The organism is bacterium endosymbiont of Bathymodiolus sp. 5 South (genome assembly GCF_900128535.1).
Lineage (GTDB): Bacteria > Pseudomonadota > Gammaproteobacteria > PS1 > Pseudothioglobaceae > Thiodubiliella.
On record NZ_FQTR01000064.1, the window covers coordinates 1 to 11365 of the forward strand.

An 11365-nucleotide genomic window follows, 5' to 3' on the forward strand; every position below is an offset into this window, starting at 1 on the left:
CTCAAAGAAAAAAATCCCAACTTAATCATTGGCGTCGGTGGCTGTGTCGCCTCACAAGAAGGGGAACTTATCTTAAAACGAGCCCCCTATGTGGATATGATTTTTGGACCACAAACTCTACATCGGTTACCAAATATGCTAAATAATGCTTTAAGTGATAAAGCCGTAAGTATTGATATCTCTTTCCCAGAAATTGAAAAGTTTGACCATCTACCTGAGCCTAAAACCAATGGCGTAACGGCCTTTGTTTCTATTATGGAAGGATGTTCTAAATATTGCACTTTTTGTGTCGTACCTTATACTCGAGGTGAGGAGGTATCGCGTCCTTTTTTTGATGTTATTAACGAGGTACAAATATTAGCCAGTCAAGGAGTTAGAGAGGTGAATTTATTGGGGCAAAATGTCAATGCGTATCAAGGCACAATGGCTGATGGTGAAACAGCTGATTTAGCACTACTGATTACTATTGTAGCGCAAATTGACGGCATTGATAGAATTCGTTACACCACTTCACACCCTGTTGAATTTAGTGACAGCCTGATTCAAGCTTACGCTGAGGTACCCGAATTGGTATCACACTTACACCTACCTATTCAAAGTGGCTCTGATAGAATTCTAACGCTAATGAAGCGCGGACACACTGCACTTGAATATAAATCTAAAATTAGGCGTTTGCGTAAGGTACGCCCTGATATCTCCATTTCTTCAGATTTTATTATTGGCTTCCCTGGTGAGAATGAGCAAGATTTTGCGGACACAATGACCGTTATTAATGAGGTTATTTTCGATAAATCTTTTAGTTTTATTTACTCTGCCCGCCCTGGAACGCCTGCATCGACTTATACTGATGATGTGACATTAAAAATCAAAAAAGAACGACTTGCACTTGTACAAAAAACCATCGATAAATCAACCGAACAAATCTCTAAGGCGATGATTGGTAGTGTGCAAAAAGTTTTGGTGGAAAACAAAGCCAAAAAAGGCGATAATTTATTCGGACGCACCGAAAATATGCGTAACACACATTTTAAAGGTGACGAGTCTTTAATTGGTCAGATTGTTAATGTAAAAATTACAGATGCTCGTGCTAATTCACTGATGGGGGTGTTAGCAATTTAGTTGGGTGCAATAGTGTTACTCATGTTTTTTCTCCTTTTGGGGGGGTCATAAAATATGAGGGTTTAACAATCTAACTTACAGAAGCTTGGGCTTGTAATTTTATTTTGTTTACTATAACATCTTGCTTCTTTAGTTAAAAAAATGTCATTATGCACTTGTTAACCAATATATCTACTCAAAAATTCAAGACTGTGGTTTTGACTTTGGTGTTTTTATTTCCCATATTGATGGCACTTGTGAGTAGTGCAGTATCAACCATATATTTATTGTTATTTATATTGAGTGTTATCTATATCCAAAAACTTACGCCAACATTATCTACACAAGAGAAAACGGTTTTAATTGGTTTTGCTGCGGTGTTTTTTATTTATTTACTGGGCATGGTAAATTCTGATGATGTTTATAGTGGCTTTAAAAAATTGGGAAAATTCAGTTATTTTTTATTCTCGGCACCTGTTTTTATTCTTTTTAGGTATTATCAGCGCTCAATGTTGACCGTGTTCTACATTGGAACGACGCTATCAGGCTTCATATCGCTCATTTACTTGTTACTCAATAGTGGCTCAGCAGGCGCTTATCATTCAATCATATATGGTGATTTTTCCATGCTTATTGCTGGAATTAATATATTGTTATCATTGCTAACAAGTTTCAATAAAACGGACAAAGTATTGCTGGCACTATCTGCATTATCTGCACTCAGTGCAAGTTTGATTGTTGGCGCAAAAGGTTCTTGGATGGCAATCCCCTTGTTGTTGTTAATTTTTCTATACTTACTCATCACGCAAAAACAATTACGATTGACAATAATGGCAATTTGTATCGGTATTGTTTTGACGATTTGTGTCACTATTAGTATCTTTCCCAGTCAAACAATTGATAAATTTAATGCTACAGTTACCAATGCCACTCAATTTGTTGACAATGAAGATAGCAACAAAAAACAACCATCTGGAACCGCTAGTGAGCGATTTATTCTTTGGAAAGTTGCTATTAATACGGCTAGAAAACATCCATTTTTTGGCTCTGGTAGTGGTGATTTTAGACTAGAACTTGAGCGTTTCACCGCAGCATATCCACGATACAATGTCATTGGCGATTCTTATAGAAATGCACATAATATTTTTTTTGGCTGGCTGGCGTTATTTGGCATCGTTGGATTCTTGGCTTTGATGGTAAGTATATTTTTATTACCCCTTAAATTCTTTTTCCAAACGATCAAAAATAACCCAGAAAAATTATGGGCAGGGTTAGTCGGCATTTGGATTATTTTGTCAAGCATGGTATTTGGGCTAACTGAAACCTGGATTGTACACTCAGCACCCAATGGGGTTTATATGTTTTTTGTATTATCACTAATGGCATTTAGTGTAAACAATACTCAGTTCATATCTGATACAACTTTAGCGTAACAATGGAGCTTACATAATGATGAATATTTTAATCATCAGCTTGTCAAGTGCCATAGAGCGTCGTAATTTTCAACAAATACAAATGGAAAAACTCAAATTAGATTTTGAGTTTTTAGAGGCAACTTCAATTCATGATATAGATATGATAACCTATAAAAAACATGCTAAAGATTGGCAACGCCCTTTAAAAAATACCGAAGTAGCTTGTTATTACTCACATCAAAATGCTTGGGGAAAAATTATTCAAAGTAACGAACCTGCATTAATCTTAGAAGATGATGTGCTACTGTCTAAATACACACCAAAACTACTGGCAGACCTTGCTGATAAAAAAAAGTGTGAGTTAATCAGTCTTGAGAATAGAAATAGAAAAAAGTTCGTTGCCAAAACAGGCGAAAGCATTGCTTGCGCTTCAAAACTCTTTAGGCTCTACCAAGATAGAACAGGTGCTGCAGGCTATATACTTTGGCCACAAGGTGCTAAAAAACTGCTCCAATGCGAGCAAAAAAAAGGTATTGCACTAGCAGACGCACATATTACCGACTGTCATAATATCAAAGCTTACCAAGTAGAGCCAGCACCTATTATTCAATTAGACCAATGTAGAGATTATGCTATCCAAAATCCCATCAATAATATTACCACCAAATCCACAGTTAGTAGCGCTAACAATCCAAAAGGAAGCTGGGATTTTCGAATTAAAAGAATTATCTTTCAGTTAAAGTTGGGGTTAAGGCAAGTAGCCTTAATCACAAAGTCTGAGAGGCGCTATATAGCAATTAGAAAGCAAGATTTTTAAAACATAAGAATATTAACACATAAATCAGGTTCACGAATTATACAGATACCCTACCAAGCACGCTCAAGCGTCTAGTATCTACTTATGCTAATGATGTGGTATTAAAAATATTTAACAATAAAATGCACACAATCCAATGTATTTTATCAAGTGAACATATCGCTATATTAATGCAATACTATATTTTTAGCATAATAACAGCGGGTTTATATTGCGCTAATTTTTAGAACTGATTCATTATTAATTTAATATCATCTGCCATCTTACTTGGATTGTGTGGCGATGGGAATCCTGCAAAAATTTGACCCTCAGGGTTAATCAAATAAATCCAAGCGGTATGATTAATAACATAGCCATCTTGCAGTGCACTTTCAGGTAGTTTATCATTAGCCTTAAGGATAACTGACTTACCTTTTTCATCGTAGATAACACGCTCATAATAAGCACCGAAAGGCTTAATAAGCTGGTTAATTTGTGCTTGCTCTCCTGAAACACCGATGAAATCTTTATCAAAATGCCTGACATATTCTTTTAACACTTCAGGTGTATCCCTCAAGGGATCAAAAGTAATTACCACAACTTTTGGTGTACTTATGGCTTTATCTTTTAGCATTAATTTTTTCAGAGTCGACATATCAAGCAACTCAGTCGGACAAACATCTGGACAATGTGTATAGATAAATAACAGCAAAGTCCAGCCGCCTTTCAAATTATCATTATTAAATAATTGATTATCCTGATCAACCAAAGAAAACGATGGTAGTGATTTGTTTGGATTGTAAATAATATGGGAGACTTTAAGTTGCGACCCTAACGCTTTATAATCACGATTAGAATTGCCGTACAAAAAAAATGTAACGACAATAATAGTAACAGCAACAATGACGATTGAAGTTTTTTTCAACATTTTAATGCTGATGATGCATCATTTTTTTAGAATCCATCGCCCTGCCTTTTCTTACTTTAGCATATATAGTTTTCGACAAGCCATTATCAAACACTAATTTAATGACAACAGAGTCGCCTTCTCTTGGCACTTTCTTAGGTTGAATCATCATAATATGCCAACTACCTGGTTTTAAAGTTAACTTGCCGTGGGCAGGAATAGACATAAAATCTTGTTTAATCATTTTCATCATACCGCCTTGAAACACAGTTTTATGTAGCTCAAGGCGTTTATAGCCTTTAGTATTTGCAGATAGCAGTTTAATATTACCATCAGAATGATTGGATATTTCCATAAACGCACCTAATATTGGTGCGTTTGGTGGTGCCGAACGCACCCATGGATTGTCAACACTGATGGTTTCCATATCATACTGCCCTTCATGATCATGTGTCACAGCATTTATTTGAGTAGCAAAGACTAAAGACAATAAACTCAATACTAAATTTAATGTTATTTTTTTCATTACTTTATCCTTACTTATATTGGTAAAATTTTACTACATTATAATAATAAATATCTTTTTTGTAAATGCCCTATGCAACTAACACTTGAAATCAGCAACAGTGATCAACTTTCCAGCGTTTGTGGCTCATTTGATAGACACTTAGATCTGATCAGTAAAAGCCTAGATGTCATAATGAACAACAAAGGCGAGGACTTCACCATCAAGGGAGAGAACAAACATATTGCTGCTAGAGTGCTGCAAGATTTAACCGCATTAAGCACTAGCCGTCCCATTGAAATTTACGATGTTGAAATGACAATCAAAGCCTGCTCGCATGATGACTTGCCAGAGCAGTCGGTAAATATTAAAACCAAGCGAAAATTTATCCATATCAGCAGCAAGAACCAGCAAAAATATGTGCTAGATATTAAACAAAAAGATTGCACTTTTGGTATTGGTCCTGCGGGCACAGGAAAAACCTACCTTGCCGTAGCACGCGCTGTTGAAGCCTTAGAAGCCTCTGATGTGCGTCGCATTATCTTAGTACGCCCTGCAGTAGAAGCGGGCGAAAAATTGGGGTTTCTGCCTGGTGATATGAACGAAAAAATTGACCCTTACCTACGCCCTATTTATGATGCTTTATATGAAATGTTAGGCTTTGACAAAGTAGAAAAACTGCTCAATAAAAACATCATTGAAGTTGCACCACTAGCCTTTATGCGTGGCCGCACACTCAACGAAGCCTTTATTATTTTAGATGAAGCGCAAAATACCACCATTCCACAGATGAAAATGTTTTTAACGCGTTTAGGTTTTGCATCAAAAATGGTGATTACTGGCGACATTACTCAAATAGATCTAGCCAACCCAAAACACTCTGGCTTGATTCATGCTATCAAAGTATTGGAAAACGAAAACAAAATTTCTTTTTGTCATTTTGAAACAAAAGATGTCGTGCGTCACCATTTAGTACAACGCATTGTATCCGCCTATGACAAGTTTACATAAATGAAAACCCCTCTTAAAGTCATTGTTGGACTTTCAGGTGGGGTTGACTCATCTGTTGCCGCCCTTCTACTAATAGAACAAGGCTTTGAAGTTGAGGCTTTGTTTATGAAAAATTGGGAAGAAGATGATACAGATGGGCATTGCACCGCACAACAAGATTTGTCTGATGCACAGAAAGTTGCTGATAAATTAGGGATAAAACTACACACCGTTAATTTCTCAAGCGACTATTGGGATGATGTATTTGAACATTTTCTCCAAGAGCACAAAAAAGGTCGCACGCCAAACCCTGATGTTTTATGTAATCAAAAAATTAAATTCAAAGCGTTTTTAGACTATGCACTTAATTTAGGTGCAGACAAAATCTCTACTGGGCACTACGCTAGAATTACACAAGAAAATGAAATCTTCCAGCTTAAAGTTGGCTTAGATAATAATAAGGACCAAAGTTATTTCCTGCATCTTTTAAACCAGCACCAACTTTCAAAAAGTCTATTTCCATTAGGTGAAATCAACAAAAATGAAGTTCGAAAGATTGCCACAGAAAATGGCTTTGTCACTGCTAATAAAAAAGACTCAACAGGTATTTGCTTTATTGGTGAGCGTAATTTTTCTGAATTTTTGCAGACTTACTTACCCACACAACAAGGTGATATTGTTGATGAAAATGGGCAATTTATTAAACATCATCAAGGCTTGGCGTTTTATACGATTGGTCAGCGCAAAGGCTTAGAAATCGGAGGTGGCTTTGGCACCTCAGGAGCGCCTTGGTTTGTTGCTGATAAACGCTTAGAAAGTAATGAATTGTTGGTAGTACAAGGTGGTAACCCACGACTATATCATCAATCCTTAAGCGCATCAAACCCGCATTGGATTACAGCAACACCAACTTTTCCATTAAAATGCATGGCAAAAATACGCTATCGTCAAGTATCACAAGACTGTACGATTAGTGAGCAAGATGGTGAAATAAAAATCAAATTTAACCAGCCACAACGCGCAATTACACCTGGACAATCGGTCGTTTTTTATGCCCAAGATGTTTGCTTGGGTGGTGCTATTATAGAAACTCGTAAAACTTAACATTAAACCATTAAAAATGAACAAACTCAAACAACGCACCTTAGCACTTGCCTCTTTATTACAAAGCACAACTTTAGTTGACCAACTGGCAAATACTGGCACTTGTAACACTCAAGGCAACGAAGTCAGTCTAAAAAGTATTATCAACAACAGCACAAATATTGAAGATGTATTTCAATCATCAAAAGACTTGTCTATCGGTCTCCATTCGCTCAAAAATGCATTTAGCAAAAAACAAAAAAATACACAAAATATTGTTCTCTATGCTTTGGCACTGATTAACCTTGAGAAGAAATTAATGAAAAACCAAAAATTTTTATCGCAAATATCAAATGAAATCAACCAAATTAAAAAGCAAAACTTTTTTGAGCTCTCTCATTCTAATTCCTTAGCACGCTTAGGTGAACTCTACAAATCTACCTTGGGCGAACTCAATCCAAGAATCATGGTAAGGGGTGAGCAGCTTTATTTGTCCAATCAACACACAGCAAATCACATTAGAGCCTTACTATTAGCAGGCATTCGGGCAGTATCTTTATGGAAATCACAAGGCGGAAAAACTTGGCATTTACTGTTTAATAAAAAACAATCGCTGGTATTAATAAACACTATCGATTTTTAGCGCTATTTTTGTAGTCCGTGTGTTTAGATTAAGGTATAATTACGCCTTTTTATTAATTGACAACTTTTTATACAATGGCCAATTCAGCAGGTTCTAAAAAACGCGCAAGACAAGCAGTTAAACGCAATAAACACAATTCTCAAATTCGCGCTAGAGTTCGTACTTTCATTAAGAAGGTGGCTTATGCTTTAGAGGCTGGCAATAAGCAAGAAGCACAAGGTGGCTACGCTAAAATGCAAAAAGAGCTTGACCAGGCAGTTAGCAAAGGCTTAATGCACAAAAACCAAGCAGCTAGGAAAAAATCTCGCCTTAACACACAAATTAAAGCGCTATAAATTCATTATATTGCTTATATAATAAAGCCCTCAATTGAGGGCTTTTTTTTATGAATAAAATTGACAAAGAAGACATTTTATTATTCAGAGATACTGTGAATACTCAAGCACCAGTAGATAAAGATGGCGTTAGTCGTATACGCAAGCTCAAAAGAAAACCACCATTTACAGAATACAGTTATATTATTGATGGCACGATTGCTGGGGAAGAAGTAGTGCGTTATACAAAGAGTGGTATATCAGGGAAAATGATGAACAAAATGAAGCGTGGTCATATTGACAATGTATCAGAATTGGATTTACATGGATATACGATAAAACAGACTTGTGAGGCTTTGTCCGAATTTATCTATCGCGAACAATTTGAGCAATTTGTGCGCATCATTCATGGCAAAGGGTATCGTTCTGATAATAAAATGAGTGTGCTAAAAACCCAAGTGGTAAATTTTTTACAACAGCATCCGCAAGTATTGGCGTTTCATTCTTGCCCACCTAAAGATGGTGGCACAGGTGCAATATTCGCCTTATTAAAACAATAAGGCACAAGTCAACAATGTCACAACTTGATTTTGATACACACAATGCCTTTAATCTTGATGAAATCTATTCAGTGTCAGGTTTCTTATCCTTATGTCATTCAACGATTGAAAACAATATCCCGACTTGTTGGCTTAAAGGTGAAATTTCAAATTTATCGCGCCCCGCTTCAGGGCATTGGTATTTCTCTTTAAAGGATGAACGAGGGCAAGTTCGTTGCGCTTTATTCCGTCTAAATCAACGCAATATTAAATTCAACCCAGAAAACGGCATGGAGATTTTGCTCCATGCTGCACCAACATTATATGAAGCGCGTGGTGATTTTCAACTGATTGTTCGTCATCTTGAGCCTGTAGGCGTGGGAAACCTGCAAGCTGCTTTTGAACAATTAAAAACCAAGTTGCGTGACAAAGGTTTGTTTGATGCAAAACATAAAAAGCCTCTGCCAACAAAAGTTGATACCATTGGTGTGATTTCTTCATCAAATGGCGCGGTGATTCGAGATATCATTAAAGTACTCAATAAACGCTATCCATTTGCTGAAATATTACTGTTTGACTGTGTTGTACAAGGCGAAGGTTCGGCAGAAAAACTGGCACAGGCACTTTATGCTGCTGACAAATCTGAGCGCTGTGATGTTTTAATTTTAGCGCGTGGTGGTGGCTCATTAGAAGACCTGTGGGCGTTCAATGAAGAGGTATTAGCCAAGGCTATATTTGCAACCACTACGCCCATTATCAGCGCTATTGGTCATGAGACTGACACCACTATTGCCGATTTTGTCGCAGACAAACGCGCACCAACACCCAGTGCTGCTGCCATGATGGCAACCCCTGATAGGTTGGAGTTATTAACCAAACTTAGCAGGCTACACACCAATTTATTACAGCAAACACAACAATCTTTAGCTAATTATCAATACCAATTAGAGCAATTAAATTTAAGAATACCGAAGCCTAATCAACAATTAAATGTGTTTTCGCAAAGGTTAGATGGACTACATTCAAATTTAAATTATTATGCAAAAACAACACTCAATCTCAACCAAAGTAAACTTAATACTCTATTTGAACAACTAAAACAACACTCGCCAAGTGCCGATATCACGCACAAAAAAGCACTGAATCAGTTAGCAAAAACACAATTACGCAACAGCATTAAACGCACGATCACCGAGCAGAATTTACACCTATCAAAGCTCATGCAAAATCTAGAAAAATCAATGTGTAGCAGTCTTGAACAACAACAAAATAAACTCTCGATATATATCACAGGACTTAATCATCTCTCGCCACTCAATACGCTTTCTCGTGGTTATAGTATTTCTATGCTTAAAAATAATCGGGTGTTAAGCACGACCATTGAGGTTAAAATAGGTACATTAATGACCACACAATTAAGGGATGGAAAAATTTATTCCAAGGTTAAAAAAATTGAAAACATTAAAAAAAATTAGTCTTTTATTGCTGTTATCTTCCACCATGACACTGGCAAGTATTCCCATTAAAAATACGCCAGTTCCTGGTGGCATTGCCGTGATTGACTTTAAAACTAATCACAGCAATCCAAAAGCGTTTTACCGCAAAGTACCCCTGTATGTGCAACACATCAAAAACGACCATTGGCAGGCATTACTCGGCATTCCACTGATGGAAAAATTGGGTAAAAAATCTATTACTGTCAAAGATTTTTCCAATCATATTTTTGAATTTGAGATTAAAAAACATACTTATGAAGAGCAGCACATCACCCTAAAAGGCAAAAAGAAAAAATACGTTAATCCAACAGATGCGCATATGCAGCGCATCAAAAAAGAGCGCTTAATATTATCAAAGCCGAGAATGACTTTTTCTACCCAGACCTTAGCTGATGGCGCATTCACTCGCCCTGTTGATGGACCTACCACGGGTGCATTTGGACTCAAACGCTTTTATAATGGACAAGCGCGCAGACCTCATGCTGGACTAGATTATGCAGGCAACACGGGTACAGCGATTAAAGCACCTGCGAATGGCAAAGTACTGTTAACGGGTCGTTATTTTTTTAATGGCAATGCGATATTTTTAGACCACGGACAAGGGTTAGTTAGCGTGTATATTCATCTTGATAAACACCTAGTCAAACAAGGTCAATCGGTCAAACAAGGTGAGATTATTGGCATGGTTGGTCAGACTGGTCGTGCCACTGGTCCACACCTGCATTGGGGCATCTATCTCAATCGCACTGCTGTTAACCCAAACCTTTTGATGGGCGAGTAATAATGAAATCAAATGTCTCTTTACTGCGCAGATTAGGTGCGATTGCCTACGATGGTTTTTTAGCGTTTTCATTGGCATTTTTTATTATTGGCGTTATTCTTATCGTCTTTTTTGACAAACAAGCGCAAACCAATATTTTTATATTTTTCGTGGTTTTATTGACCTATTATTTTTACTTTACTTGGTCATGGGTTAAAGGCGGACAAACTTTAGGTATGAAGGCTTGGAAGTTTCACATACAACAAAACAATGGCAAACGCATCACGCATCAGCAGGCATTTATTCGCTTTATTTTATCTATTGTATCATTTACAACCCTTGGGCTTGGTTTTGTTTACCAATTATTTAATAGCGACAATCTCGCTCTGAATGATAGATTTTCAAACACACGATTAACTAAAAATTAATCATGCAAAGTTGTATTTCTCGATACTGGCTGACCTTCATTCTTATTTTTATACTGGCAGTCTTACTTTATCAAAACTTCTTCATCAACCATTTTCCATTTTCGTTAATAAAAAAACAAAGTATTGTTGACCAAGAAGTGCGTAACAATCAATACTTAAAACAGAAAAATAAAATAAAAAGTATTAAATTAAAAGCAGTAAATGCAACAGATAAAGAGATATTAGAATCTCAAGCACGCTATCGCTTTGGTTTGATTAAAAAAGGTGAGCGCTATTATCAAATCAATCCACGCTAATTAGTCAACTCTTAAAAACCACACAACAAATTGATTTATAACAATAAAACCAACAATAACCATAGACAAATCAACCAACTTTTGCTAAAATACCT

General features: G+C 36.6%; 14 protein-coding genes. 12 read left to right on the forward strand and 2 right to left on the reverse strand.

The features are described from left to right. The 3 genes from miaB to BBROOKSOX_RS06865 all read left to right on the forward strand — a co-directional run. Nucleotides 1-1119, forward strand: a 1119-nt coding sequence (gene miaB / locus BBROOKSOX_RS06855; protein WP_139660476.1) for a tRNA (N6-isopentenyl adenosine(37)-C2)-methylthiotransferase MiaB, incomplete at its 5' end; no start/stop codon positions are given. Between the two features lie 149 nt (nucleotides 1120-1268). Continuing rightward, nucleotides 1269-2531, forward strand: a complete 1263-nt coding sequence (locus BBROOKSOX_RS06860) for an O-antigen ligase family protein (protein WP_139660477.1) — start codon at nucleotides 1269-1271, stop codon at nucleotides 2529-2531. Nucleotides 2532-2547: 16 nt separating this feature from the next. After that, a complete protein-coding gene (locus BBROOKSOX_RS06865) occupies nucleotides 2548-3330 on the forward strand; it encodes a glycosyltransferase family 25 protein (RefSeq protein ID WP_139660478.1) in 783 nt (260 codons plus the stop codon). Between the two features lie 223 nt (nucleotides 3331-3553). Here the strand turns inward: BBROOKSOX_RS06865 and BBROOKSOX_RS06870 are convergent, their stop codons facing one another. Continuing rightward, a complete protein-coding gene (locus BBROOKSOX_RS06870; RefSeq protein WP_139660479.1) occupies nucleotides 3554-4237 on the reverse strand; it encodes an SCO family protein in 684 nt (227 codons plus the stop codon). Between the two features lies 1 nt (nucleotide 4238). Next, nucleotides 4239-4742, reverse strand: a complete 504-nt coding sequence (locus tag BBROOKSOX_RS06875) for a copper chaperone PCu(A)C (protein ID WP_139660480.1) — start codon at nucleotides 4740-4742, stop codon at nucleotides 4239-4241. A 72-nt stretch (nucleotides 4743-4814) separates the two neighbouring features. Here BBROOKSOX_RS06875 and BBROOKSOX_RS06880 point away from each other — a divergent pair, with 72 nt between their 5' ends. The 9 genes from BBROOKSOX_RS06880 (at nucleotide 4815) to BBROOKSOX_RS06920 (ending at nucleotide 11270) form a co-directional block, all read left to right on the forward strand. Beyond that, on the forward strand, nucleotides 4815-5732 hold the full coding sequence (locus BBROOKSOX_RS06880; RefSeq protein WP_139660481.1) for a PhoH family protein: 918 nt from the start codon (nucleotides 4815-4817) through the stop codon (nucleotides 5730-5732). Then, nucleotides 5733-6815: a tRNA 2-thiouridine(34) synthase MnmA gene (gene mnmA, locus BBROOKSOX_RS06885; RefSeq protein ID WP_139660482.1), complete on the forward strand. Its 1083-nt coding sequence runs from the start codon at nucleotides 5733-5735 to the stop codon at nucleotides 6813-6815. It abuts the gene before it with no gap. A gap of 16 nt (nucleotides 6816-6831) precedes the next feature. Then, complete coding sequence (hflD, locus tag BBROOKSOX_RS06890; RefSeq protein ID WP_139660483.1) at nucleotides 6832-7437, forward strand: high frequency lysogenization protein HflD; 606 nt, start codon at nucleotides 6832-6834, stop codon at nucleotides 7435-7437. A gap of 74 nt (nucleotides 7438-7511) precedes the next feature. Beyond that, entirely contained in the window at nucleotides 7512-7772 is a 261-nt protein-coding gene (gene rpsT / locus BBROOKSOX_RS06895) for a 30S ribosomal protein S20 (protein WP_010646941.1), read from the forward strand. Between the two features lie 50 nt (nucleotides 7773-7822). Further along, the gene (locus BBROOKSOX_RS06900) at nucleotides 7823-8311 is read left to right on the forward strand and encodes a Smr/MutS family protein (RefSeq protein ID WP_139660484.1); all 489 of its coding nucleotides are present in this window, start codon (nucleotides 7823-7825) and stop codon (nucleotides 8309-8311) included. A gap of 14 nt (nucleotides 8312-8325) precedes the next feature. Then, nucleotides 8326-9765 (forward strand): exodeoxyribonuclease VII large subunit, encoded by a 1440-nt coding sequence (gene xseA, locus BBROOKSOX_RS06905; RefSeq protein WP_139660485.1) that lies wholly within the window; start codon nucleotides 8326-8328, stop codon nucleotides 9763-9765. Next, complete coding sequence (locus BBROOKSOX_RS06910; RefSeq protein WP_257607794.1) at nucleotides 9743-10567, forward strand: peptidoglycan DD-metalloendopeptidase family protein; 825 nt, start codon at nucleotides 9743-9745, stop codon at nucleotides 10565-10567. The genes xseA and BBROOKSOX_RS06910 overlap by 23 nt, the downstream gene beginning before the upstream one ends. 2 nt (nucleotides 10568-10569) lie before the next feature. Then, nucleotides 10570-10974: an RDD family protein gene (locus BBROOKSOX_RS06915; protein WP_010646948.1), complete on the forward strand. Its 405-nt coding sequence runs from the start codon at nucleotides 10570-10572 to the stop codon at nucleotides 10972-10974. A gap of 2 nt (nucleotides 10975-10976) precedes the next feature. Continuing rightward, complete coding sequence (locus BBROOKSOX_RS06920; protein WP_139660487.1) at nucleotides 10977-11270, forward strand: FtsB family cell division protein; 294 nt, start codon at nucleotides 10977-10979, stop codon at nucleotides 11268-11270. Nucleotides 11271-11365: the final 95 nt, after the last annotated feature.

Bases quoted from the DNA above. Each gene is read 5' to 3' on its own strand.
- BBROOKSOX_RS06860 (WP_139660477.1), top strand. From the start codon at position 1,269: ATGCACTTGTTAACCAATATATCTACTCAAAAATTCAAGACTGTGGTT.
- BBROOKSOX_RS06865 (WP_139660478.1), top strand. From the start codon at position 2,548: ATGATGAATATTTTAATCATCAGCTTGTCAAGTGCCATAGAGCGTCGT.
- BBROOKSOX_RS06870 (WP_139660479.1), bottom strand. From the start codon at position 4,237: ATGTTGAAAAAAACTTCAATCGTCATTGTTGCTGTTACTATTATTGTC.
- BBROOKSOX_RS06875 (WP_139660480.1), bottom strand. From the start codon at position 4,742: ATGAAAAAAATAACATTAAATTTAGTATTGAGTTTATTGTCTTTAGTC.
- BBROOKSOX_RS06880 (WP_139660481.1), top strand. From the start codon at position 4,815: ATGCAACTAACACTTGAAATCAGCAACAGTGATCAACTTTCCAGCGTT.
- mnmA (WP_139660482.1), top strand. From the start codon at position 5,733: ATGAAAACCCCTCTTAAAGTCATTGTTGGACTTTCAGGTGGGGTTGAC.
- hflD (WP_139660483.1), top strand. From the start codon at position 6,832: ATGAACAAACTCAAACAACGCACCTTAGCACTTGCCTCTTTATTACAA.
- rpsT (WP_010646941.1), top strand. From the start codon at position 7,512: ATGGCCAATTCAGCAGGTTCTAAAAAACGCGCAAGACAAGCAGTTAAA.
- BBROOKSOX_RS06900 (WP_139660484.1), top strand. From the start codon at position 7,823: ATGAATAAAATTGACAAAGAAGACATTTTATTATTCAGAGATACTGTG.
- xseA (WP_139660485.1), top strand. From the start codon at position 8,326: ATGTCACAACTTGATTTTGATACACACAATGCCTTTAATCTTGATGAA.
- BBROOKSOX_RS06915 (WP_010646948.1), top strand. From the start codon at position 10,570: ATGAAATCAAATGTCTCTTTACTGCGCAGATTAGGTGCGATTGCCTAC.
- BBROOKSOX_RS06920 (WP_139660487.1), top strand. From the start codon at position 10,977: ATGCAAAGTTGTATTTCTCGATACTGGCTGACCTTCATTCTTATTTTT.